We start from the raw sequence: 22729 nt of genomic DNA on the forward strand, positions 1-22729 counted from the left end.
CGTGCCGTTCATCGAACTGGAGTCACTGGAGAAGACCTTCACGGTCCGCCGGAAGGCAGGCGGCCGCCTGTTCCGTCGCGAGAAGACGGAGGTCCGGGCGGTCGACGGCATCAGCTTCGGCGTCGAGCGGGGCGAGATGGTCGGGTACATCGGCCCGAACGGCGCCGGGAAGTCGACCACGATCAAGATGCTGACCGGCATCCTCACCCCCAGCGGCGGCCGGCTGCGGGTCGCGGGCATCGACCCGGCGCGGGAACGGACCCGGCTCGCCCAGCGGATAGGGGTGGTGTTCGGGCAGCGGACGACGCTCTGGTGGGACCTGCCGCTGAAGGACTCGTACCGGCTGATGCACCGCATGTACCGCATCCCCGACGCCCGCTACCGGGAGAACCTCGACCGCTGCGTGGAACTCCTGGAGCTGGGTGAGCTGCTCGACGTACCGGTCCGGCAGCTCTCCCTCGGGCAGCGGATGCGCGGGGACATCGCGGCGGCCCTCCTCCACGACCCGGAGGTGCTGTACCTGGACGAGCCGACGATCGGCCTGGACGTCGTCTCGAAGGGCCGGGTACGGGAGTTCCTCCGCGACCTGAACGCCACCCACGGCACGACGGTCCTGCTCACCACCCACGACCTCACGGACATCGAGCAGCTCTGCTCGCGGGTCATGGTCATCGACCACGGGCGCCTGATGTACGACGGCGAGCTGGCCGGCCTGCACGCCGTCGGCGAGAGCGAACGGCTCCTGGTCGTGGACCTGGAGCGCGAGCTGCCCCCGATCGACGTGCCGGGAGCCCGCTTCGTACGGTCGGAAGGCCCCCGCCAGTGGCTCGCCTTCCCGGCCACGGCCTCGGCGGCACCGCTGGTGGCGGCGGTGGCCGCGACATACCCGCTCCTGGACCTCTCGGTGCGGGAGCCGGACATCGAGGCGGTGATCGCGAAGATGTACGGGGGAACTCGGGAGGGTCGCCGGGAGTCCCTGAGGTAGGAGGTCGACTGATGGTGAGTTTCTCGTACACGGCGGCGGACGAGGAGAAGAGCAGGGGCGTGCGGCGTATGAAGACGCTGGCGACGTCCCTGCTCGGGGTGGTCGCCGTGATCTACGCCCTGGCCACCTGGGCGGAGAGCGCGGGATGGGGGCCCTGGGCGGGCTATGTCGCGGCGGCGGCCGAGGCCGGCATGGTCGGCGCGCTCGCGGACTGGTTCGCGGTCACGGCCCTCTTCCGGCACCCGCTGGGCGTACCGATCCCGCACACGGCGATCATCCCGAAGAAGAAGGACCAGCTGGGGGCCTCGCTGGGCCTGTTCGTCGGGGAGAACTTCCTCTCGGCCGACGTCGTACGGGGCAGGCTGCACGCCTTCGGCATCGGAGGCCGCCTGGGCGCGTGGCTTGCGGACCCGGCGCACGCGGACCGCGTCACGGCGGAGGCGTCGACGGCGCTACGGGGCGCGCTGACGGTCCTGCGGGACTCGGACGTCCAGGCGGTGGTCGGGGAGGCGATCACCCGGCGGGCGGAGGCCGTGGAGATCGGGCCGGGCCTCGGCAAGACCCTGGAGAAGATCGTCAGCGACGGCGCCCACCACCGGGCGGTCGACCTGGTGTGCACCCGCGCCCACGACTGGCTGGTGACGCACGGGGAGTCGGTGATGGACGCGGTGCAGGGCGGGGCGCCGGGCTGGACCCCCCGCTTCGTCGACAAGCGCATCGGCGAACGCGTCTACAAGGAACTCCTCCGCTTCGTGACCGAGATGCGGGACATGCCGGCCCACCCGGCGCGCGGCGCGATCGACCGCTTCCTCACCGACTTCGCGGCCGACCTCCAGGCCGACACGGACACCCGCGCCCGCGTGGAACGCCTCAAGTCGGACCTCCTGGCCCGCCCGGAGATCCAGGACATCATCGCCTCGGCCTGGTCCTCGGTCCGCAGCCTGATCATCGCGGCGGCCGAGGACGACCGCAGCCAACTCCGCCTCCGCGCCCGCGCCTCCCTGATCTCCCTGGGCAACCGCCTGTCGACGGACACCCGCCTCCAGTCGAAGGTCGAGGGCTGGGCGGAGGACGCGGCGGCGTACGTGGTCACGACGTACCGCCACGAGATCACGTCCCTGATCACGGACACGGTCGCCGGCTGGGACGCCACCCAGACCTCGAAGAAGATCGAGGCCAACATCGGCCGGGACCTTCAGTTCATCCGGATCAACGGGACGGTGGTGGGGGCGCTGGCGGGGCTGCTGATTTATACGGTGAGCCATGGGGTGGGGGGTTGAGGGGGCTGAGGGGGCTTGCCACTCATGGGGGGTGACGGCTGGGTGTGATGATCGGCGGCATGGGAGCTCTGTACGGCTATTACGCCGCTGCTGATGACGAAGACGCGATGCGGGCTGTGGTCCGTGAGGACGAACAGCCGTTGGGGACGGGTTATGACACGTTCGTCGTGAAGGGCGTCGATCCGGTGGTTGGGCTGCTGCCGGCGGAGGTGCTCGTCACCGGGCGAAGTGCCGAGGCTGTGGGGGCTGATCCGAGGCATGGGCATCTGGTCGGGATGGTGGGTGACGGAGAAGTCGTCGCGCTGTCGCTGACGGACTCCTTGCGCGACTCCCTCGCCCGTCTCGACGGGAAGGCGCTGGGCGAAGCGGCCCGTGATTGGTCGGCGTCGGGCGCCTTCAGCGCCGAGTCGGACCTGAGCGGACTCACGGGCTTCTTGGAGGACCTGGCTGCTCTGGCGGAAAGGGCGCTCGCTCGGGGGCACCGGTTGTACTGCTGGATGGCCGTGTAGCGAACGAGACTTGAACATGTTCAAACTCCGTGCCAGGGTACGGCGTGGGTTCCGTGGCCTGCGGAACCCACGAGGGGTGGAGTGTGTTTCGTTACTGCCGTACTGCGCTGATCGTGCCCGCCCTGGCCCTGGCCCTCGCGCTGACGGCCTGCGGCAGGTTGACCGTCATGCCGCCGCCCGACGGCGACCCGGTCGTGCTGAAACCAGCCGAACTTGCGACCACGTGGACCGATGCCGACGGCGGCACGCTCACGCTGAAGCAGGATGGGACGTTCATCGCCGACAAGGTCTGCGTCGCCGTGGGCTGGTACGACAGTTTGGCCTGGTCCGGAACAGGCAGGTGGAGAGCAGGCTCCAACAAGGAGCAAAGCTTCCTCGGCGTGACCTTCGACGCCGCTCACCCCGAAACGCGCGGGCGAAAGCCGGACGCCTACGCCGCCTTGAAGCAAGGCAAGGTCCTGAAACTCTGGGCCGCCATCGGCGACCCGGACAACGACTACCCGAACTGCGTCCTGACCAGCCCGGCAAGCTGACCCGGCTGCCACCGAGGTCACGACCGCGGCGGGTCGCAGGCCGAGCTTCTGGCGCGACCGCCCTCTTTCCGAGTGCGGCGTCCTCCACCACCGCGTAAAGGGCGCCTTCGGCGTCGCTGCGCGATGGGCTGCGCCCACCCTTGACCCGGCGGCGGAGGCCGCCTTTTCACACTCGGAGAACCCGGCCCACCCAATGAGCCCGTCTCCCGAAGCCAGATGTCGAGTGATAGCTCCGGTCGGGCCCTTTCCCGGCGCGGGTGAGGAGAGCTGATCACTCCGCGCCGTGGCACTCCCCGTACGTCCGTCCCGACCCGCACCAGCAAGCCGACGTGCGGGCCGGTGGCCAAGCCGTCGCGCGCCCCCTCGCCGCCAAAGTCGTCGCGTACTGGGGGAGCAGGTCCGCGTTTGACGGCTTGGTGGATTCTGAGGCGGCGAAGGCTTCGTACGAGGGGACTGTCGCGGGGACGATGCCCAGGTTCGGGGTGCCTGCTTGGGCGAGTTCGCGGAGGGAGGCTTCGATGTCTGTCAGGTGGGCCCGGTACGTGGGGTACTCGGCTTCCAGTTCCGGGTACGCCGCCAGCAGCTCGTCCAGTTCCGGTTCCGGCCAGTGGAGGACCGCCACCGGGAACGGGCGGGAGAGGGCCGTGCGGTAGGTGCCCAGTTCCGAGCGGAGGCGGGTGATCTCCGCCTGGAGTTCCGCCGGGTCCGAGGAGCCGAGGGACCACAGGCGCTTCGGGTCGTGGAGTTCGTCCAGGGGGACCGCCCCGCCGTGCAGCCGGTCCGCGGTCACGTCCCAGTCGTCGTGCGGCAGCGCCAGCATCCTGCGGACCCGGTGCCGGGTGATCAGGAGCGACTGGGTCGCGTGGGGGAGTTCCTCGGAGGTCGCCAGGAGTTCGGCCGCCTCCGTCAGCGTCGACTCCGCCGCCTCCAGTTCGTCGTGGGCCTCCAGCGTCTCCGCCGCGATCTCCCACGGCGCCGCGTCCGAGGGCCGCGCGCTCCGGAGGCCGTCGATGATCGCCCGCGCCTCGGCCTCGTGGCCGTACTCCCACAGGTTCGCCGCCTTCAGCGCCCTGATCAGGTGCGGGTTCGCCGGCGCGGGGGACAGGAGCGAGTCGTAGAGGGCCGATGCGGCCGGGCGGTCGCCCGCCAGTTCCAGGTGGGCCGCGGCCTGGAGAAGCAGGGGCTCCCGGTCCTCCGGGTACTGCCCGGCGGTGCGCAGCAGGCGCTCGGCTTCGGTGGTGTGGGCGGCAGGCGTGTCGGGGCGCATGCGCTCCACCGTACTGCTGTACGGGCCTGGAGAGTTGGCGCCCCAGCGCTTATCGTGCCCCGCGTGCGGGCCAGAGCGGGGCAGCGGATACCGGTCGTCGTCCAGTCGCGAGGGCGGCGCCGCCCGGGTGCCCGTGTGTTGTGGGTGGCTGCCGAGACCGTCGTCACCTGTGGTGTCGTCCTGCTGCTTCTCGTCGTCCACCAGCTCTGGTGGACCAACCAGCAGGCCCGCGCCGAGGCCCGTCAACAGGTGAGTGCCCTTGAGCGGGAGTGGGACATCTCTCCCCCCGTCCCCGTCCCCGTTGTTCCGTCCTCCGGCCCGTCGTCCGGTCCGGCGTCCGTTTCGTCGTCCGGCCCGTCGTCCGGTCCATCGTCCGTCGAGCCGTCCGTCGAGCCCTCCTCCGTGCCTGCCACCGCCGGTTCCGCGGCGTCCGGCGGCCTGCCCGACCCCGGACGTTCCCACGCGCCCCGCGCGCCCTCCGCCGCCTTCGCCGTCCTCCGTATCCCCCGGATCGGCCTCACCGCCCCCGTCGCCCACGGCGTCTCCAAGCGGTCCGTCCTCGACAAGGGGTACGTCGGGCACTACCCCGGCACCGCCGCCCCCGGCCGCGACGGGAACTTCGCCCTCGCCGGGCACCGCAACACCCACGGCGAGCCCTTCCGGTACCTCAACCGGCTGGCGAAGGGCGACGAGATCTCCGTGCGGACCCGGGACGCCACGTACACCTACCGCGTCGACCAGATCCTCTCCCGTACCGCTCCCCGTGACGTCGGGGTCATCCGGGCCGTGCCCCGCTCCCTCGTCAAGCCCTCGTACGGGTACGACGCCCCCGGCGCCTATCTCACCCTCACCACCTGTACCCCCGAGTTCAGCAGCGCCTACCGGCTCGTCGTCTGGGCGACGCTCGTCTCGGCGGCCCGTTGACCCCTCCCCAGTACGAGGGTGAGCACGGCGCCCGTCAGAGCCAGGCCCGCCGAGGCCAGGACCGCCGTGTCCGGTCCCGTCGTCGCCAGGGCCAGCGCCAGGGCCACACCCGCCGAGGAGCCGATGTAGCGCGCGGTGTTGTTGGCGCCCGAGCCCATCGCCGCACGCTCCGGCGGCACCGAGTCGACCGCGAGCCGGGGCAGCGCCGCGTTCAGGAGGCCGCTGCCCGCGCCCGCCACCACGAGGCCGGGGACGAGGCGGGGCCAGGAGCCGGCCGGGCCCTCCAGGGTGCCGAGCAGGGCCAGAACCCCCGCCGCCGACAGGACGAACCCCAGGGTCAGCTGGTACGGGGCCGAGAACCGGGCCGGGAGGCGGCGCGCCTGGAGGGCCACCACGAACGCCGTGCCCGACCAGAGCACGAACAGCCAGGCGGCCCCCAGCGGAGACATCCCCGATCCGCCCTGGAGCAGCGTGGGCACCACGCTGAACAGGCCGATCACCGCCAGGCCCGTGAACAGCGCCCCCAGCGTCGACGCCAGGAACGCGGGCCGCCGCAGCAGCGCCAGATCCACCATGGGCGTACGGCTCCGGCGCTCGACCGCCACGAAGAGCGCGGTCAGGGCGACTGTGGCCAGGAGCAGGACGCCCACGTGGGGGCGCAGCCAGCCGTCGCGGCCGAGGGTGAGCGCCGTGAGCAGCGCCGCGACCGCCAGACCCAGGGCCGCCGCGCCCGCGATGTCGGGGCGGGGAGCCGATTCGCCGCCGCCCGGTGCGGCCGCGTCGGCGTCGGACCCCGGCTCGGGGTCGGGCTCGGGGCCGGGGTCGGGGTCCAGCCTCACCGCCGCCCCCTCCGTCGCCAGCGCCCGCGCCCCCACCGCCGCCGTCACCAGTGCCGCCGCCCCCAGGGCCCCGTACGCGAGCCGCCAGTCCGCCAGGCTCAGGGCGCCCGCGAGCAGGGGGCCGAGGGCGATGCCGCCGCTGACGGCGGCGCCCCAGATTCCGGTGGCCCTGATCCGGTCCCGGCCCGCCGGGTACGCCTGGGCGAGGAGGCCCAGGCTGCCCGCGAGGACCGCCGCGCTCGCCGCGCCCTGGGCGACCCGGGCCAGGGTGAAGGTGAGCGTGGAGCCCGCGAGGGCGCCGAGGGCGGTGGTGACGCCGAGGGCGAGGGTGCCGAGGAGGAAGACCCGGCGGCGCCCGTGCGCGTCCGCGAGGCTGCCGGCCACCAGGAGGAGGACGGCGAGGCCGAGCGGGGTGCCGTTGAGGAGCCAGGCCTGGGCGGAGGCCGGGGTCGCGAAGGCGGCGACCATGTCGGGGAGGGTGACCATCGGCGCCGTGTAGTTCATCAGCGCGACGGCGGTGGCCGCGGCGGTGACGGCGAGGGTCGCCCCCGGGCGGGAGCCTCGGGGCGGGGTGGGGGAAGCCACGGGGGGAGGGGCGGAGGCTGGGGTGGGGGGAGGGGAGGCGGACGGCGTGGGCTGGGGCACGGCGGGGACCTCCACCAGTTGGTTCGGTCAGTGAACTCAGGTGACGACGGACGCTCACCGTAGCAGGTGAGTTCAGTCAGTGAACCTAGAGCGGGTACGCTGGAGTCCATGGCTCTCGGCAAGGACTACGCGCACCAGCAGTGCTCCATCGCCCGCGCCCTCGAAGTCGTCGGAGAGCGCTGGACCCTCCTCGTCGTCCGCGACGCCTTCTACGGCGTCCGCCGCTACAACGACTTCCTCGTTCACCTCGGCGCCCCCCGGGCCGTCCTCGCCGCCCGCCTCCAGGCCCTCGTCGACGCCGGCGTCCTCGACCGGCGGCGCTACCAGGAGTCGCCCCCGCGCGACGAGTACGTGCTCACCGCGCGCGGCCTCGCCCTCTGGCCCGTGCTGTGGTCGCTCGGCGCCTGGGGCCGCGCCGAGGACCCCGGACCCGTACCGGTACGCCACTTCCACCACGCCGACTGCGGCACCGAACTCGGCCCGTACGGCGAATGCGCCACCTGCCGCGTCCCCGTACCGCCCGCCGACGTCGAGATGCGCCCCGGCGCCGGGCTCGATCCCGAACCCAGCGATCCGGTCAGCCGCGCACTCCTCGGCCCCCGGCGTCTCCTCGTACCCCTGCACGAGTCCCCCCAACTCCCCTCGCCGGACGGGAACTCCTGAGGGGCGCCGCGCGTCCTCCCGGTGAGAGATCGCGCGACGCGAGCAGGGGAGGAGGTGACGGGATGACCATCAGGTCCCTGGTGCTGCATGTCGCCGCGCCGCTGTTCTTCCTGATCGCCCTCGCCGACCTGCTCCTTTCCGACGGCGGTGGCGTCACCTCCGCCGTCGCCCTCGCCGCGACCACCGTCGTCTGCGCCCTCTTCGGAGCCCGTACGGCCCCTGCCGTACCGCCCACCGCCGTGCGTACGGCCATCCGTGACCGCGAGCGGCGCACCGCCTTCCTGCCCCAGCGCGACCCCGACGCCGCAGGCCGGCGCAGACCCCGCGCTCCCGGCCGTCCCCTCCCGACGGCCGCGTAGGGAGCCCCCGCACACCACACCGGACAAGCCCTCACACGCGGATCCGTCATGCCGAGACCCGACATCTCCCCGGCACGACGAGACCCCACGGAGGGTTCCCCTTGTTCGGCTTCCTGTCCGACTTCCTGTCTGTGTTCGCTTCCCTGGTCGAGTGGCTCGCCGAGCTGCTCCAGCCGCTCTTCGCCACCACCGCGACCGCCGCCGCGATCGTCCTCTTCACCCTGCTCGTACGGCTCGCGATCCACCCCCTGTCCCGTGCCTCGGCCCGGGGCCAGAAGGCGCGTACCCGGATCGCGCCGCAGCTCGCCGCGCTCCGCAAGAAGCACGCCAAGAACCCCGAGCGGCTCAGGAAGGCGGTCACCGAACTGCACGCCCGGGAGAAGGTGTCGCCCTTCGCCGGCATCCTGCCCGCCCTCTGCCAGGCGCCCGCGTTCCTGCTCATGTACCACCTGTTCGCCGGTGACCGGATGGCCGGACACACCCTCTTCGCCGCCCCGCTCGGTGACCGCTGGGCCGACGCCCTCGGCGACGGCGGCGTCTTCGGCCCCGCCGGGGCGGTCTACCTCGTGCTCTTCGCGCTCGTCGCCGCCGTGGCCACGTTCACGTACCGGAGCACCAAGCGGCAGCTCGCCGCCCAGCCCCTCGACCTGGGGCAGCCCACGCCCGGCGCCGGCGCCATCACCAAGGTCATGCCGCTGCTGTCCTTCGCCACCCTGATCACCGTCGCCGTCATCCCGCTCGCCGCCGCCCTCTACGTGGTCACCAGCACGACCTGGGCCGCCGCCGAACGCGCCTTCCTCTTCCGGGAGCGGGAGGAGAAGGGGGGCGCCAAGGCCGTAGCTACTCGCGCGTAAGGGTCCACTGCGTGAACGGGGTCTTGCAGAGTGACCCGTTCTCTTGGAGGATCGACCAATCCTCCGATGGCCGCACTCCATCGGCCGGGGTACCTCAGGGCCCTTTCCCGGGCCCGCCTCGACCACAGGGAGAAGTCCATGAAGCTGCTGCGTGTCGGCCCGCCCGGAGCCGAGCGTCCCGCCCTGCTCGACCAGGACGGGACGCTCCGCGACCTGTCCGCCCTTGTCGACGACATCGACGGCAGTCTGCTCGCCGACGCCTCCGCCCTCGACCGCGTACGGGCTGCCGCCGGCGCCGGTGTGCTGCCCGCGCTCGACGCCACCGGCCTGCGCGTCGGCCCGCCCGTCGCGCGGATCGGCAAAGTCGTGTGCATCGGGCTGAACTACCACGGCCACGCCGCCGAGACCGGCCAGGCCACCCCGGCCGAGCCCGTCGTCTTCCTCAAGGCCGCCGACACCGTCGTCGGCCCGGACGACACCGTGCTCGTACCGCGCGGCTCGGTGAAGACGGACTGGGAGGTGGAGCTCGCCATCGTCATCGGGCGCACCGCCCGCTACCTGGAGACCGACGAGCAGGCCCTCGCGCACGTCGCCGGGTACGCCGTCGCCCACGACGTCTCCGAGCGCGAGTTCCAGATCGAGCGCGGCGGCACCTGGGACAAGGGCAAGAACTGCGAGACCTTCAACCCGCTCGGCCCCTGGCTCGTGACCGCCGACGAGGTGCCGGACCCGCAGTCCCTCGGCCTCCGGCTCTGGGTCAACGGCGAGCTGAAGCAGGACGGCAACACCTCCGACCAGATCTTCCCGGTCGCGGAGGTCGTCCGGTACGTCAGCCGGTTCATGACCCTCTACCCGGGCGACATCATCAACACCGGCACCCCGGGGGGCGTCGCCATGGGGCAGCCGGAGCCCAAGCCGTACCTGCGGCCCGGTGACGTCGTCGAGCTGGAGGTCGACGGCCTCGGCCGGCAGCGGCAGGAGCTGAAAAGCGCCTGATCCCGATCCCGGTAGGACGTCTGTCGGCGGAGTGGCGGCGCCCCGTGTGGGGCGCCGCCCTCGTACGTACGTCCCTCAGGCGGCGGCTGAGCCGTACGAGCCGAGGAAGCGTTCCAGCGCCTCGACGACCAGGGCGTGGTCCTCTGCCTGCGGCAGGCCCGAGACCGTGACCGAGCCGATCACGCCGACGCCCTCGACCGCGACCGGGAACGAACCGCCGTGCGCGGCGTACCGGTCGGGGTCGAGGCGCGAGGACGCCTCGAACGTCGTGCCCTTGGCGCGGAACCGGGCGCCCACCAGGAACGAGCTCACGCCGTACCGCTCGACGATCCGTCGCTTGCGGTCGATCCAGGCGTCGTTGTCGGCGCTGGAGCCCGGCAGCGCGCAGTGGAAGAGCTGCTGCGGCCCGCGCCGGATGTCGATCGCGACGGGCGCCTCGCGCTCCCGGGCCATGCCGACGAGCAGGGTGCCGAGCGCCCAGGCGTCCTCGTACGTGAACCGGGGGAGGACGAGCCGGGCCTCCTGGGCCTCCAGGGCCTCCACCTCGCTCGTACGACCGCCCTCGTTCGTGCGCCCGGTCTCGTTCGTACGCCCGCCCTCGTTCGTACGCCCGGTCTCGTTCGTGCGACCGTCCTCGCTCATGCGTCGATCCTCACCGTGACGCCCTCGCGGGCCGAGCGCTTCGCCGCCTCCAGGACGTCGAGCGCGGCGGCGGCCTCGTGCGCCGTGACCGGGTTCTCGCCGGTGCCGCGCAGGGCGGCGGCGACGGCCGCGTAGTACGCCGGGTAGTCGCCCGGCAGCGACTCGACCGGGGTGCCGCCGCCGGTCAGCGGCGACTCGCCGGCGCCGAGCCGGCCCCACAGCGTCTCCGGTTCCTCGCCCCACGCCGAGCCCGGTACGGGCCGCAGCCCCTCGCGCAGGTCCGCCTCCTGCGGGTCGAGCCCGTACTTCACGAAGCCGGCGCGCTGCCCGAGCACCCGGAAGCGGGGGCCGAGCTGCGCGGCGGTGGCGCTCACGTACAGGTGGGAGCGGACGCCGTTCGCGTGGGTGAGCGCGAGGAAGGTGTCGTCGTCGGCCTCGGCGCCCGGTCGGCGTACGTCCGACTCGGCGTACACCGAGACCACCGGGCCGAAGAGGACGAGGGCCTGGTCGACGACGTGGCTGCCGAGGTCGTACAGGAGCCCGCCGATTTCCTCGGCGGCGCCGGACTCGCGCCAGCCGCCCTTGGGGAGCGGACGCCACCGCTCGAAGCGGGACTCGAAGCGCTGGACCTCGCCGAGCGCGTCCTCGGAGATCAGGCGCCGGAGCGTACGGAAGTCGTTGTCCCAGCGGCGGTTCTGGAAGACGGAGAGCAGCAGGCCCTGCTCCTCGGCGAGGGCGGCGAGCTCGCGGGCCTCGGCGGCCGTCCCGGCCAGCGGCTTGTCGACGACGACGGGGAGGCCGGCCTTGAGGGCGGCGGAGGCGAGCGCGACGTGCGTCTTGTTGGGGGAGGCGATGACGATCAGGTCGAGCTCGCCCGCCCCTCCCTCCCACAGCTCCTCGGGGGTGGCGACGACCCGGACGCCGGGGTGGGCGGCGCGGGCCTCGGCGGCCCGCTCGGGGTTGCCGGTGGTGACGGCGGCGAGGACCAGGTCCTCGGAGGCGGCGATCAGCGGGGCGTGGAAGACGGAGCCCGCGAGGCCGTAGCCGACGAGTCCGACGCGGAGGGGGGTGCGGGGTGCGGTGCCTGTCGTGCCGGTCGTGGCCGTGCCAGTGTCCGAGCCGGTCGTGTCCGTGCCAGTCATGCCGTCCACTTAAGCAACGGTGTTGCCAAAGTGCAAGCGGCCGCGACAATGGGGAGGTGAAGACGGACCTGGGTGGAGTGAACGTGCCGGCACTGCGCAGCCACAACGCGGCGCTCGTGCTCGACCTGCTGCGTACGGCGGGGGAGCCGGGGATCAGTCGGCTTGAGCTGGCCGAGCGGACCGGGCTCACCCCGCAGGCCGTCAGCAAGATCATCGCCAGGCTGCGGGCGGAGGGCCTCGTGGCGGAGGCCGGCCACCGTGCCTCGACCGGCGGGAAGCCCCGTACGGTGCTGCGGCTCGTCGCCTCCGCGGGGTACGCCGTCGGCGTCCACCTCGACCGCGACGAGCTGACGACGCTCCTCACCGACCTCGCGGGCGCGGTGGTGTCCCGGCGCCGCCGGGCCCTGGACCTGGGGGAGGGGGCGGGGCCGGTTTTGGCGGCGGTGGCGGAGGAGGTGCGGGGGCTGGTGGCCGGGGTGCCCGGTGCGTCGGGTGTGCCCGGGGTGTCCAGCGCGCCCGACGTGCCCGACGTGGCCGGGGTTCTCGGCGCGCCCGACGAACCCGGCGCGTTCGGCGCCCGTCCCGTGCTCGGTGTCGGGGTCGCCATGCCCGGGCCGCTGGACCACCGCGCGGGGGTGCCGGGTCGGGTGACGGGGTTCCCGGAGTGGGACGGCGTCCCCGTACGCGAGGAGCTGGTCCGGCGGCTCGGGCTGCCCGTCGTCCTCGACAAGGACACCAACGCCGCCGCCCTGCGCCTCGCCGTCCGGCCCGCCGCCCCCGGCTCCTTCGCCTACGTCCACCTGGGTACGGGTCTGGGCGCCGGCCTTGTCCTCGGCGGGGCGGTGTTGCGCGGGGACAGGACGGGGGCGGGCGAACTCGGCCACCAGACCGTGCAGCTCGACGGGCCCCCGTGCGACTGCGGCGGGCGCGGCTGCCTGGAGGTCCTGTGCCTGGCGGCGGTCGGGCGCGGCGACCTGGCCGAGGCGGCGCGCATCCTCGGCGCGGGCGCCGCGAATCTCGTACGGCTCCTCGATATCGACCAGGTCCTCCTGGGCGGGCGGGTGGTGCTTGCGGCGCCGGGGGTGTTCGCGGACGGGGTACGGGAGGTCCTGGCGGGGCTGGGCCTGACGGCGCCGGTGGGCGTCGCGGGGGAGAAGGGCGCGGGCGGCGACGCGGACGTGGACACGGAGGCGGCGGCGGACGCCGTGGCCGAGGGGGCCGCCTGGCTCATCCTCGCTCCGATCTTCGGAAAATAGGCTGATCGGGCGGAATGGGCGGGCCGTCCGGGGGTGCGGGCGGTGTCGCTGCCCGGACCTGGCCGTTCCGGGGTGGCAGCGTCGCGGCCGACCCGTACGCCCGCGAGAGCAAAGGCCCCGCCCCATGGCATCCGCCCCCCTGCGACCGCGCAGCGCCCGCGCCCTGACGACGGCGGCGGCGCTGGCAGCCACCGCCACGACCCAGCTGGCGGCCGCGGCCCTGGCGGCCGAGGCCCACGCGGCCCCACCGACCTCGGCGGCCGGGGCTCACCTGTCGGCTCCGGGCCTGTCGGCCGAAGCGTGGCTGGCTCCGACTTCGGCAGCCGATGCCCCCCGGGCCGCCCCGGCCCTGGCCGCCGATGCACCCCCGGCCGCCCCCGCCCTCAGGGCCGACGCACCCCTGACCACCCCGGCCCTGGCCGCCGATGCCCCCCCGGCCGCCCCCGCCCTCAGGGCCGACGCACCCCTGGCCGCCCCCGCCGCACCCCCGCCCCCGCCCTCGGCAGCCCGCGTGCGGCCGGCCCCGGCTTCGGCCGGGGCCGCCCCGGGGCCCCGCGTCCCCGCCCCTGATCCCCCCGCCCCCGTCTGCGGTGCCGCTCCCGGCGGTGGATTCCCGCTCGACACCCGGCTGCACGGCGGGCCCCCCGACTACCCCGCCGGCGGAGCCCCGCAGGAGTGGAAGCTCGACCTCACCAACACCACCGCCGCGCCCTGCTCCGGCATCCACCCCGTCCTCGTCCTCACCGACCAGGAGCGGACGCTGCGGCCCGAGCAGATCCGGTTCGAGTTCTACGACGCCGGGTCCGCGCAGTGGCGCCCCGTCACCTTCGAGGCGACCGAAGAGGCGGAGAACGTAGGCGCGTTCACCGGCTTCGGCGGCTTCGCCGTCCCCGCCGGCAAGACCCTCACCGTCCCCGTGCGGCTGGCCTTCGCCGCGCAAACCGCCCCCGACGACGTCGTCGTCAACGCCGCCGTCGTGCAGCGCCGCGGCGCCGACGGCGACTGGGTCGGCGAGTCCGGCGACTACCGCCTCACCGTCGGACCCGCCGCGCCCGACGCTCCCACCGCCGAACCCACCGCACCCGGCACCGCCGACCCCTCCCGGCCCCCCGGAACCGCCCCGCGCCCCCCGGACGCCACCGCCGACCCGAGGGACCCGGATGCCCAGCCGTCGGACCCGGAACTCGCCCATACCGGACGGGAGGACGCGGAGGCGTACGTACGAGCCCTCGCCCCACTCGCCGCCGCCCTGGTCCTGCTCGGCGCCCTCCTCATCCGCCTCCGCCGCCGCGCCCGCCCCCGCTGAGCCCCGCCCGTCTGTGCCGCCCCACCCCCACTGCCCCGCCCGTCCCCCCTGAGCCCAACGCCGCCCCACCCCCACTGCCCCGCCCGCCCCCCTGAGCCAAACGCCGCCCCCACCCCCACTGACCCAAACGCCCCCCCCCGCACCCCCAAGCCACCCGCCGTACACCCTCCCGTTCATCCCCGTCTGCGACCATCCCCCGGTGAACTACCAGCACACCACCCCCGGCGCCCCCGTCCGCTCCGGCATCCCGGAGCACGGCCGCGTGCCCAAGTACTACGCCGTCAAGGCGAAACTCACCCTGATGGTCGACGAGTTGGGGGAGGGCGGGCTGCTGCCCACCGAGCGTGACCTCGCCGTCCGGTACGAGGTGTCCCGCGAGACCGTCCGGCAGGCGCTGCGGGAACTCCTCCTGGAGGGGCGGCTGCGCCGCCAGGGCCGGGGCACGGTCGTCGCGGGCCCCAAGCTCGAACAGCCGCTCTCGCTCGCGAGCTACACGGAGGGTGTGCGCCGCCAGGGCCGCCGCCCCGGCCGCAGTCTCATCTCGCTGGACCGTTTCCCCTGCCCGGAGGCGCTCGCCCCCGAGGTCGGCGCGGAACGCGGCGAGCCCGTCTGGCACATGGAGCGGGTGCTGCTCGCCGACGACGAGCGGGTCGGCCTGGAGAGCACGTACGTCTCCGAGGCCCGCGTCCCGCACCTGGACACGGAGTTCGACCCGGACTCCTCCTTCTACTCCTACCTCCACGACCGGCTCGGCATCTCCTTCGGCGCCGCCGACGAGCGCATCGAGACGGTGCTCGCGACCCCCCGCGAGGCCCTGCTCATCGGCACCCCGCCCGCCCTCCCGATGCTGCTGCTCCACCGCGTCTCCCGGGACACGGCGGGCCGCCCCCTGGAGCGCGTCCGCACCCTCTACCGAGGCGACCGCTTCAGCTTCACCGCCCATCTGGGGGAGCAGGGCTGACGGAACGTCGGCAACCTCAAGCCCCTCCCCACCCCCCCTTTTATTACGTAACGGTAACGGGTCTGGTCCAAGCTTGTCGGTTTGTTTACCGTCCCGTCGCCCCCCGGCCCCGTCCGGGTCACCCACCGCCGCGAACGTCGTCGGCATGAAGGTGATCGTCGTAGGAGCCGGCGTGGTGGGAACCATGCACGCCTGGCACGCAGTGGAACGCGGCCATGAGGTCGTACACATCGAGCGAGAGGCCGAGGCGCGCGGAGCCTCCCTCCGTAACTTCGGCCAGATCTGGGTCAGCGGACGGGCGGGCGGCGAAGAGCTCGACACCGCCCTGCGCGCCCGGGAACTCTGGGAGGGCATCGGGGCCCGCGTCCCCGGCCTCGGCTTCCGGGCCAACGGCTCCCTCACCCCCGTACGGAACGAGCTGGAGCTCGCCGTCGCCGAGGCGGCCGTCGCCCGCCCCGACGCCGCCGCCCGTGGCTACAAGCTCCTCACGGCCGACGAGGCCCGCGCGATCAACCCGGCCCTGCGCGGCGACTTCGACGCCGCCCTCTGGTGCGAGCGGGACGCCGCCGTCGAGCCCCGCCTCGCGCAGCTGGCCCTCCGCGAGGCCCTCCTCGCCACCGGGAAGTACACCTTCCTGCCGAACCGCGAGGTGCGGGACGTCGTCGGGGAGAACGCCGTCCGTGACGACCGGGGCGAGACCCACACCGGCGACGCCGTCGTCCTGTGCACCGGCGCCTGGCTCTCCGGCCTCGTCCGCGAGGTCGCCGGCGAGATACCCGTCCGCCGCGTCCGCCTCCAGATGATGCAGACCGAGCCCCTCGGCGAGCCCCTCACCACCTCCGTCGCCGACGCGGACTCCTTCCGCTACTACCCGGCCTACGCCTCCGAGGCCCTCGACGCGCTCCAGGCCGCGCAGCCGCAGGACCCCACCGCCGCCGCCCACAAGATGCAGCTGCTCATGGTGCAGCGCCTCGACGGCGGACTGACCATCGGCGACACCCACGAGTACGAGCACCCCTTCGCCTTCGACACCCTCGAAGACCCCTACGAGCACCTCACCCGCGTCGTCGAGTCCTTCCTCGGCCGCCCGCTGCCGAAGATCAAGCGGCGCTGGGCCGGGGTGTACGCGCAGTGCGTCGACAAGACCCGCGTCGCGCACCGCCAGCGGGTCCGCGACGGCGTGTGGCTGGTGACCGGACCCGGCGGCCGGGGCATGACCTGCTCCCCCGCCATCGCCGAGACGACCGCGAACGAACTGGGCTGGTGAACCACATGAGCATCAAGAAGCAGCAGCACGACCTCGTCGTCCTCGACATGGCCGGCACCACCGTCGCCGACGGCGGCCTCGTCGAGCAGGCCTTCACCGTCGCCGCCGAGCGCCTCGGCGAAGACCCGGCCGCGATGATCGGCCACGTCCGCGCCACCATGGGCGAGTCGAAGATCTCCGTCTTCCGCCACCTCCTCGACGGCGACGAGGCCCGCGCCCAGAAGGCCAACCTCCTCTTCGAGGACGCGTACGGCGAACTCGTCTCCGATGGCCGCATCGCCCCCATCCCGGGCGCCGCCGAGGCCATCGCCACGCTGGGGGAGCAGGGCAGGACCGTCGTTCTCACCACCGGTTTCGCCCGGGTCACCCAGGACGCCATCCTCGACGCCCTCGGCTGGCGCGACCTCGTCGGCCTCACCCTCTGCCCGGCCGACGCCGGCGGCCGCGGCCGCCCGTACCCCGACATGGTCCTCGCGGCCTTCCTCCGCACCGGGGCCGTCGAGGACGTCCGCCGGATCGCGGTCGCAGGCGACACCTCGTACGACATGCTCAGCGGCGTCCGCTCGGGCGCCGGGATCGTGGCGGGCGTCCTGACCGGCGCCCACGACGAGACCGCCCTCACGGAGCACGGCGCCCACCGCGTCCTCGCCTCCATCGTCGAACTCCCGGCGCTTCTCCAGGAGTTCGAGGCATGACCAGCGGCATCCGCTTCGACGCCGTGTCCGTCGCGTACGGCGGCACCACCGTCCTCGACCGGCTCGACCTGACCGTCGAACCAGGCGAGGTCATGGCCCTCCTCGGGCCCTCAGGCTCCGGCAAGACGACCGCGCTGCGGGCCGTCGCCGGATTCGTGCGGCCGGCCTCCGGGCGGGTGCTCATCGGCGACCGCGACGTCACCGCCCTCCCGCCGCACAAGCGGGGAATCGGGATGGTCGTCCAGCAGTACGCCCTCTTCCCGCACCTGCGGGTCGAGGCGAACGTCGCCTTCGGACTGAAGGCGCAGAGGGCGCCGAAGGACGAGATCCCCGGCCGGGTCGCCGAGGCCCTGGAGATGACCGGCATGGCGGCCTACGCCCACCGGTACCCCCGGGAGCTCTCCGGCGGCCAGCAGCAGCGCGTCGCCATCGCCCGCGCGCTCGCCATCCGGCCCAAGGTGCTCCTCCTCGACGAGCCGCTCTCCGCGCTCGACGCCCAGCTGCGCTCCGGGATGCTGGCCGAACTGGCCCGCCTCCACCGCGAGTTGCCGGACGTGTCGATCCTGTACGTCACCCACGACCAGGTCGAGGCGCTGACCCTCGCGGACCGGATCGCCGTCATGGACAAGGCCCGGCTCCAGGACTGCGGCACCCCGCAGGACCTGTACCGCAGGCCGCGTACGGAGTTCACGGCGTCGTTCGTCGGCAACGCCAACCTGCTGCCGGTGACCGTCGGTACCGGGGGTGTCGCCTTCGAGGGGACCGAGCTGAAGGCCGCCACCGACGACGTGACCGGTCCGGCCCCCGGCGCGGCCGCCACCCTCTGCGTCCGCCCCCACCTGGTCGGGCTCGGCGACGGGCCGAACGCGCTGCGGGGCCGCATCTCCGAGGTCCAGTGGCGCGGCTCCACCCACCGGCTGTACGTGGACGTCGGCGGCGGCCACCGGGTGAAGGCGGACGTCCGCGAGCTGCGGGAGACGCCGCTTCTCGGGGCCGAGGTCACCTTGCACTTCGCGCCGGAGGACGCGGTGCTGCTGCCCGCAGGGGTGAACGATGGCCGGTAAAGCTCCAGGTCTCGTCAAGGAGCACCCCGCAACGGGTGTTGTGCCCACCCGTTCCGCCCCTGCGGAACGTATGCCCGCAACGGCGCGACGCTCCACCCCCACCTGGGTCTGGGCCCTCCCCCCCGTCGCCGTCCTCGCCCTCGTCTTCCTCTACCCCCTCGCCCTGGTCGTCCAGGAGTCCCTGGCGCCCGGTGCGTACGCCGACGTCCTCGCCTCCACGTCCTTCCGCGAGGCCCTCGTCACCACCGTGTGGCTCGCCGTCGCCTCCACGGTCGGCTGTCTCGTCCTCGGCTTCGTGCTCGCGGTCGTGATCGCGTTCGTCCCGTTCCCCGGCGGGAAGGCGGTGTCGAAGTTCATCGACGTCTTCCTCTCCTTCCCGTCCTTCCTGATCACGCTCGCCCTGCTCTTCCTCTACGGCACGGTCGGCATGGCCAACGGCGTCTGGACGGACGTCACCGGTGACACGGCCGGCCCCTTCCAGTTCCTCACCACCCCGTGGGGCGTCCTCCTCGCCGAGATCACGTACTTCACCCCGTTCGTGATGCGGCCCCTGCTCGCCGCCTTCTCGCAGATGGAGACGGCCCAGCTGGAGGTGGCCTCCTCGCTCGGCGCCCGGCCGCTGCGGATCGTGCGGCAGGTGATCCTGCCCGAGGCGCTGCCCGCGCTCGCCGCCGGCGGCAGCCTGGTCCTCGTCATGTGCCTCAACGAGTTCGGGATCGTCCTCTTCACCGGCGCCAAGGGCGTCACGACCCTCCCGATGCTCGTCTACGGCAAGGCCATCCTCGAATCCGACTACGCCGCCGCCTGTGTCGTCGCCGTCGTCAACGTCGCCCTCTCCGTGGGCCTCTACGTCCTCTACCGGGGGGTGAGCCGCCGTGCTGGTGCATAGCCGTACGGGCAAGTGGACGGTGTGGGCCGGGTTCGCCCTCCTCTTCGTCCCCCTCTTCGCCCTGCCCCTCCTCGTCATCGTCGCCGCCTCGTTCTCCACGAACTGGTCCGGCGCCTTCCCCTCCGGGCCGACCGCCGCGCACTACACGGCGGCCGTGCGCGGGGAGTCCCTCCAGGCGCTCACCACCAGCCTGGTCACCGCCGTCACCGCGAGCCTGATCGCGCTGACCGTCGGCACCTGGGCCGCGCTCGCCGGGGCCGCCCTGGGGAAGCGGGGCAAGAGGGTCATCGACGCCCTGTTCATGCTGCCGGTCGCCGTGCCGTCCGTCGTCGTCGGCCTCGCCGTCCTCGTCGCGTACTCCCAGCCGCCGGTGCTCCTCAACGGCACCCGCTGGATCGTGATCCTCGCGCACACCGTCCTCGTGACGGCCTTCGCCCACCAGTCGGTCTCGGCGGCCATCGTGCGGCTCGACCCGATGTACGAGCAGGCGGCGGCCAGCCTCGGCGCCCGCCCCTCGTACGTACTGCTCCGGGTGAAGCTGCCGCTCCTGCTGCCGTCCCTGAACGCGGCCGCCGGACTCTGCTTCGCCCTCTCCATGGGTGAGCTGAGCGCCACGATGATGCTCTACCCGCCGGACTGGATGCCCCTTCCGGTGCTCATCTTCACCGCCACCGACCGCGGCTCGCTGTTCACCGGCTCGGCGCTCGCCGTGGTCCTCATGGCCGCGACCCTGCTGGCCCTGCTCGCCGTCTCCCGCGTCCGTACCAAGGCTTCCTTCCGCTAGCCCGCTCGCCCCGCTCGCCCTGAGGAGAGAACAACGTTATGCGCACGTACGCCCAGCCGATCGCCGCCGTCACCGGCGCGCTCGCCCTCGCCTGCACCCTCACCGCCTGCGGTGGTTCCTCCGCCGCATCCGACGAGAAGATCGTCACCGTCTACAGCGCCGACGGCCTCAAGGGCGAGGCGGGCGACGGCTGGTACGACAAGGTCTTCGCCGACTTCGAGAAGAAGACCGGCATCAAGGTCAAGTACGTCGAGGGCGGCTCCGGGGAGATGGTGCAGCGCGCCCTCCGCGAGAAGAGCAACACCCAGGCCGACGTCATCGTGACCCTGCCCCCGTTCATCCAGCAGGCCGACTCCAAGGGCCTGCTCCAGGCGTACGAGCCCCAGGGCGCCGACAAGATCGACGGCGGCGACAAGTCCGCCGACGGCAAGTGGATCTCCGTCGTCAACAACTACTTCGGCTTCATCCACAACAAGAAGGAGCTTCCCCAGGCCCCGAAGAGCTGGGAGGAGCTGCTCGACGGCAAGTTCAAGAACAAGCTCCAGTACTCCACCCCGGGTGTCGCGGGCGACGGCACCGCCGTCCTCATCAAGGCGATGCACGACTTCGGCGGCAAGGAGCCGGCGATGGAGTACCTGAAGAAGCTCCAGGCCAACAACGTCGGCCCGTCGTCCTCCACCTCCAAGCTCGCCCCCAAGGTGGACAAGGGCGAACTCCTCGTCGCCAACGGTGACGTGCAGATGAACTTCGCCCAGTCGAAGTCCATGCCGAACCTCGGCATCTGGTTCCCGGCCAAGGGCGCGGGCAAGCCGACCACCTTCGCCCTGCCGTACGCGGCCGGTCTCGTCGACAAGGCACCGCACACCGAGAACGGCAAGAAGCTCCTCGACTTCATGCTGAGCGAGGGCGCCCAGCGCGAGGTCAGCGCCATCGGCGGCGGCTTCCCGGCCCGCAAGGACATCAAGGCGACCGACGCCAACGCCATCGAGCTCGCCAAGCTCCTCGAGGGCGTCGAGGTCTTCGAGCCCGACTGGGCCGACATCGACAAGAACCTCAAGGCGTACGTCGACGCGTGGAAGTCCGCAACGGGAAGCTAACCGAGCGACGGCCAAGAGTTCACCGTACGACTCTGGCGCCCGCGAGGAGTATCGCGGAAGGATAACGGGTACGGACCAACGCCCCTGAGGAATCAGGGGCGTTGGCGTGCCCTCAGCCCCCTTCCACGGACTTCCACGGAGGACTCCGACATGCCGATCACCGGCATCCCCCGCCGCACCGTGCTCGCCGCCGCCGGTGCCACCGCCGTCGCCGCCACCGGAATCGCCACCGCCCCCACCGCCCTCGCGGCCGCCGCCGCCCCGACGCTCCCCAACGGCACCAGCAGCGACAAGGTGCTCGTCGTCGGCATGGACGGCCTGCGGTACGACAGGATCGACGCGGCCAAGGCGCCGCACCTCAAGTCGATGATGGCGAACGGCACGTACGGCCTGTCCCTGCTGTACGCCAACCCGATGGCCGCGACCTCCTCCGGGCCCGGCTGGTCGACGATCTCCACCGGCGTGTGGCCCGACAAGCACGGGGTGAAGGACAACACCTTCACCGGCAAGAACTACACCCAGTACCCCGGCTTCCTCGCCCGCCTGGCCCAGGTCCGGCCCGGCCTCTCCACGTACGCCGCCGTCGACTGGAAGCCGCTGGACGCCCAGGGCACCGTCACCACCGGCGCCGACGCCAAGCTCGTCCTCGACGGCGACGCGGACGGGTACGTGGCCCACGACGCCACGATCGCCTCCGAGGCCGAGTCCGTCCTGCGGAACCAGAACCCGGACGTCCTCTTCGTCTACTTCGGCCAGTCCGACATCGTCGGCCACAACTCCGGCGCCGCGAGCCAGGCCTACCTCGACGTCATCGCCGTCCAGGACACCTACCTCGGCCGGCTCTGGACCGCCATCAAGGCCCGCCCCACCTACGCCTCCGAGCGCTGGACCGTCATCGTCACCACCGACCACGGCCACACCGACGGCGGCGGCCACGGCGGCTCCGCCATCGAGGAGCGCCGCACCTTCGTCCTCGCCCAGGGCCCCGGCATCGCCGCCGGCCAGCGCCCCATCGATACCCGGCTCGTCGACGTCGCCGCCACCGTCTTCCACCAGCTCGGCATCACCCCCGACCCGGCCTGGGGCCTCGACGGCAAGCCGATACAGCAGCGCTCCACCGACCCCTTCGACAGCCTCTACGGGTCGCTGACCGGCCGCGTCGACGAGACCGGCATCCCCGCCGGGGTCCTCGGCTTCACCCACACCGCGCCCAGCGGCTGGTCCGTCATCAACAACGCCATGGGCACCGGCGGCATGACCGAGTGGCGCGGCTGGTCCTTCGCCACCGACGAGTTCTGGTCCCGCTCCCAGCGCGACCAGTCCCGCGAGCTCAACGTCCGGGCCCGGGGCGTCTTCGCCGTCGCCGACTCCGACGAGTGGGCCGACAAGACCTTCTCCGGTACGTACGACTCCACCCTGGTCACCCCCGCGTACAGCGTCTCGGGGGCGAGCCGGGTCACCCTGGACTTCACCACCTTCTACCGCCAGGAGGGCGCCCAGTCCGCCCAGGTCCTGGTCAGCTTCAACGGCGGCACGCCCACCCTGGTCAAGAGCTACACGGCCGACGTCATCTCCAAGCCCCAGTCCCTCTCGGTCGCCGTCCCCGCGGGCGCCTCCAGCGTGAGCTTCCGCTTCCGCTACACCGGCGCCAACAACTGGTACTGGACCATCGACGGGGTCAAGGTCGCCGCATCCTGAACACCAGGGTCAGGATCAGGACATCCTGACTAGGCTTGGGGGCGTCGCCACAGCGCTGTCGCGGCGCCCCCAGT

General features: G+C 72.9%; 23 protein-coding genes. 19 read left to right on the top strand and 4 right to left on the bottom strand.

Going from position 1 to position 22729, the window contains the following annotated elements; all coding sequences use genetic code 11:
* The first annotated feature begins 1 nt into the window (after position 1).
* The 4 genes from ABT034_RS00205 (at position 2) to ABT034_RS00220 (ending at position 3307) form a co-directional block, all read left to right on the top strand.
* Positions 2-985, top strand: a complete 984-nt coding sequence (locus tag ABT034_RS00205; RefSeq protein ID WP_351209582.1) for an ABC transporter ATP-binding protein — start codon at positions 2-4, stop codon at positions 983-985.
* An 11-nt stretch (positions 986-996) separates the two neighbouring features.
* Positions 997-2265 (top strand): DUF445 domain-containing protein, encoded by a 1269-nt coding sequence (locus ABT034_RS00210; RefSeq protein ID WP_351209583.1) that lies wholly within the window; start codon positions 997-999, stop codon positions 2263-2265.
* A gap of 59 nt (positions 2266-2324) precedes the next feature.
* A complete protein-coding gene (locus ABT034_RS00215; protein ID WP_351209584.1) occupies positions 2325-2774 on the top strand; it encodes a hypothetical protein in 450 nt (149 codons plus the stop codon).
* Positions 2775-2857: 83 nt separating this feature from the next.
* Complete coding sequence (locus tag ABT034_RS00220; RefSeq protein ID WP_351209586.1) at positions 2858-3307, top strand: hypothetical protein; 450 nt, start codon at positions 2858-2860, stop codon at positions 3305-3307.
* Positions 3308-3578: 271 nt separating this feature from the next.
* On the opposite strand, the gene ABT034_RS00225 is transcribed toward ABT034_RS00220, so the two are convergent.
* On the bottom strand, positions 3579-4574 hold the full coding sequence (locus tag ABT034_RS00225; RefSeq protein WP_351209588.1) for an SEC-C metal-binding domain-containing protein: 996 nt from the start codon (positions 4572-4574) through the stop codon (positions 3579-3581).
* A 63-nt stretch (positions 4575-4637) separates the two neighbouring features.
* On the opposite strand from ABT034_RS00225, the gene ABT034_RS00230 reads away from it, so the two are divergent.
* Positions 4638-5498 (top strand): class E sortase, encoded by an 861-nt coding sequence (locus tag ABT034_RS00230; RefSeq protein WP_502972759.1) that lies wholly within the window; start codon positions 4638-4640, stop codon positions 5496-5498.
* Here the strand turns inward: ABT034_RS00230 and ABT034_RS00235 are convergent.
* Positions 5453-6922 carry an MFS transporter gene (locus ABT034_RS00235; protein WP_351209590.1) on the bottom strand — a complete coding sequence of 490 codons (1470 nt, stop codon included), beginning with the start codon at positions 6920-6922 and terminating at the stop codon, positions 5453-5455. The two genes, ABT034_RS00230 and ABT034_RS00235, sit on opposite strands and share 46 nt — an antisense overlap.
* A gap of 168 nt (positions 6923-7090) precedes the next feature.
* Here ABT034_RS00235 and ABT034_RS00240 point away from each other — a divergent pair, with 168 nt between their 5' ends.
* From ABT034_RS00240 to ABT034_RS00255, 4 genes are all read left to right on the top strand, one after another.
* Positions 7091-7645 carry a winged helix-turn-helix transcriptional regulator gene (locus tag ABT034_RS00240; protein WP_351209592.1) on the top strand — a complete coding sequence of 185 codons (555 nt, stop codon included), beginning with the start codon at positions 7091-7093 and terminating at the stop codon, positions 7643-7645.
* 62 nt (positions 7646-7707) lie between these two features.
* The gene (locus ABT034_RS00245) at positions 7708-8004 is read left to right on the top strand and encodes a DUF6412 domain-containing protein (protein ID WP_351209594.1); all 297 of its coding nucleotides are present in this window, start codon (positions 7708-7710) and stop codon (positions 8002-8004) included.
* A gap of 113 nt (positions 8005-8117) precedes the next feature.
* Complete coding sequence (locus ABT034_RS00250) at positions 8118-8858, top strand: YidC/Oxa1 family membrane protein insertase (RefSeq protein ID WP_351210403.1); 741 nt, start codon at positions 8118-8120, stop codon at positions 8856-8858.
* A gap of 138 nt (positions 8859-8996) precedes the next feature.
* Positions 8997-9854, top strand: coding sequence for a fumarylacetoacetate hydrolase family protein (locus ABT034_RS00255; protein ID WP_351209596.1), 858 nt, complete (start codon positions 8997-8999; stop codon positions 9852-9854).
* A 75-nt stretch (positions 9855-9929) separates the two neighbouring features.
* Here the strand turns inward: ABT034_RS00255 and ABT034_RS00260 are convergent, their stop codons facing one another.
* Together ABT034_RS00260 and ABT034_RS00265 are read right to left on the bottom strand one after the other, a co-directional pair.
* Positions 9930-10496 (bottom strand): heme-degrading domain-containing protein, encoded by a 567-nt coding sequence (locus ABT034_RS00260; protein ID WP_351209598.1) that lies wholly within the window; start codon positions 10494-10496, stop codon positions 9930-9932.
* A complete protein-coding gene (locus ABT034_RS00265; protein ID WP_351209600.1) occupies positions 10493-11638 on the bottom strand; it encodes a Gfo/Idh/MocA family protein in 1146 nt (381 codons plus the stop codon). Before ABT034_RS00265 ends, ABT034_RS00260 begins: the two co-directional genes overlap by 4 nt.
* Before the next feature lie 56 nt (positions 11639-11694).
* Here ABT034_RS00265 and ABT034_RS00270 point away from each other — a divergent pair, with 56 nt between their 5' ends.
* The 10 genes from ABT034_RS00270 (at position 11695) to ABT034_RS00315 (ending at position 22655) form a co-directional block, all read left to right on the top strand.
* Complete coding sequence (locus ABT034_RS00270) at positions 11695-12894, top strand: ROK family transcriptional regulator (protein WP_351209602.1); 1200 nt, start codon at positions 11695-11697, stop codon at positions 12892-12894.
* A gap of 124 nt (positions 12895-13018) precedes the next feature.
* Positions 13019-14200, top strand: a complete 1182-nt coding sequence (locus ABT034_RS00275) for a hypothetical protein (protein WP_351209604.1) — start codon at positions 13019-13021, stop codon at positions 14198-14200.
* Positions 14201-14399: 199 nt separating this feature from the next.
* On the top strand, positions 14400-15161 hold the full coding sequence (locus ABT034_RS00280) for a GntR family transcriptional regulator (RefSeq protein WP_351209606.1): 762 nt from the start codon (positions 14400-14402) through the stop codon (positions 15159-15161).
* A gap of 145 nt (positions 15162-15306) precedes the next feature.
* Complete coding sequence (locus ABT034_RS00285; RefSeq protein WP_351209608.1) at positions 15307-16428, top strand: TIGR03364 family FAD-dependent oxidoreductase; 1122 nt, start codon at positions 15307-15309, stop codon at positions 16426-16428.
* 5 nt (positions 16429-16433) lie between these two features.
* Positions 16434-17123 carry a phosphonatase-like hydrolase gene (locus tag ABT034_RS00290; protein ID WP_351209610.1) on the top strand — a complete coding sequence of 230 codons (690 nt, stop codon included), beginning with the start codon at positions 16434-16436 and terminating at the stop codon, positions 17121-17123.
* On the top strand, positions 17120-18187 hold the full coding sequence (locus ABT034_RS00295) for an ABC transporter ATP-binding protein (protein WP_351209612.1): 1068 nt from the start codon (positions 17120-17122) through the stop codon (positions 18185-18187). The genes ABT034_RS00290 and ABT034_RS00295 overlap by 4 nt, the downstream gene beginning before the upstream one ends.
* 70 nt (positions 18188-18257) lie before the next feature.
* The gene (locus tag ABT034_RS00300; RefSeq protein ID WP_351209614.1) at positions 18258-19076 is read left to right on the top strand and encodes a 2-aminoethylphosphonate ABC transporter permease subunit; all 819 of its coding nucleotides are present in this window, start codon (positions 18258-18260) and stop codon (positions 19074-19076) included.
* The gene (locus tag ABT034_RS00305; protein ID WP_351209616.1) at positions 19063-19860 is read left to right on the top strand and encodes an ABC transporter permease; all 798 of its coding nucleotides are present in this window, start codon (positions 19063-19065) and stop codon (positions 19858-19860) included. Before ABT034_RS00300 ends, ABT034_RS00305 begins: the two co-directional genes overlap by 14 nt.
* A 38-nt stretch (positions 19861-19898) precedes the next feature.
* Positions 19899-20957 carry a 2-aminoethylphosphonate ABC transporter substrate-binding protein gene (locus ABT034_RS00310; RefSeq protein WP_351209618.1) on the top strand — a complete coding sequence of 353 codons (1059 nt, stop codon included), beginning with the start codon at positions 19899-19901 and terminating at the stop codon, positions 20955-20957.
* A gap of 150 nt (positions 20958-21107) precedes the next feature.
* On the top strand, positions 21108-22655 hold the full coding sequence (locus ABT034_RS00315) for an alkaline phosphatase family protein (RefSeq protein WP_351209620.1): 1548 nt from the start codon (positions 21108-21110) through the stop codon (positions 22653-22655).
* Positions 22656-22729 lie beyond the last annotated feature (74 nt).

It is taken from the genome of Streptomyces sp. NPDC002773 (assembly GCF_040295605.1).
GTDB lineage: Bacteria > Actinomycetota > Actinomycetes > Streptomycetales > Streptomycetaceae > Streptomyces.

Bases quoted from the DNA above. Each gene is read 5' to 3' on its own strand.
- ABT034_RS00210 (WP_351209583.1), top strand. From the start codon at position 997: ATGGTGAGTTTCTCGTACACGGCGGCGGACGAGGAGAAGAGCAGGGGC.
- ABT034_RS00215 (WP_351209584.1), top strand. From the start codon at position 2,325: ATGGGAGCTCTGTACGGCTATTACGCCGCTGCTGATGACGAAGACGCG.
- ABT034_RS00225 (WP_351209588.1), bottom strand. From the start codon at position 4,574: ATGCGCCCCGACACGCCTGCCGCCCACACCACCGAAGCCGAGCGCCTG.
- ABT034_RS00240 (WP_351209592.1), top strand. From the start codon at position 7,091: ATGGCTCTCGGCAAGGACTACGCGCACCAGCAGTGCTCCATCGCCCGC.
- ABT034_RS00245 (WP_351209594.1), top strand. From the start codon at position 7,708: ATGACCATCAGGTCCCTGGTGCTGCATGTCGCCGCGCCGCTGTTCTTC.
- ABT034_RS00255 (WP_351209596.1), top strand. From the start codon at position 8,997: ATGAAGCTGCTGCGTGTCGGCCCGCCCGGAGCCGAGCGTCCCGCCCTG.
- ABT034_RS00260 (WP_351209598.1), bottom strand. From the start codon at position 10,496: ATGAGCGAGGACGGTCGCACGAACGAGACCGGGCGTACGAACGAGGGC.
- ABT034_RS00265 (WP_351209600.1), bottom strand. From the start codon at position 11,638: ATGACTGGCACGGACACGACCGGCTCGGACACTGGCACGGCCACGACC.
- ABT034_RS00275 (WP_351209604.1), top strand. From the start codon at position 13,019: ATGGCATCCGCCCCCCTGCGACCGCGCAGCGCCCGCGCCCTGACGACG.
- ABT034_RS00285 (WP_351209608.1), top strand. From the start codon at position 15,307: ATGAAGGTGATCGTCGTAGGAGCCGGCGTGGTGGGAACCATGCACGCC.
- ABT034_RS00290 (WP_351209610.1), top strand. From the start codon at position 16,434: ATGAGCATCAAGAAGCAGCAGCACGACCTCGTCGTCCTCGACATGGCC.
- ABT034_RS00295 (WP_351209612.1), top strand. From the start codon at position 17,120: ATGACCAGCGGCATCCGCTTCGACGCCGTGTCCGTCGCGTACGGCGGC.
- ABT034_RS00300 (WP_351209614.1), top strand. From the start codon at position 18,258: ATGCCCGCAACGGCGCGACGCTCCACCCCCACCTGGGTCTGGGCCCTC.
- ABT034_RS00310 (WP_351209618.1), top strand. From the start codon at position 19,899: ATGCGCACGTACGCCCAGCCGATCGCCGCCGTCACCGGCGCGCTCGCC.
- ABT034_RS00315 (WP_351209620.1), top strand. From the start codon at position 21,108: ATGCCGATCACCGGCATCCCCCGCCGCACCGTGCTCGCCGCCGCCGGT.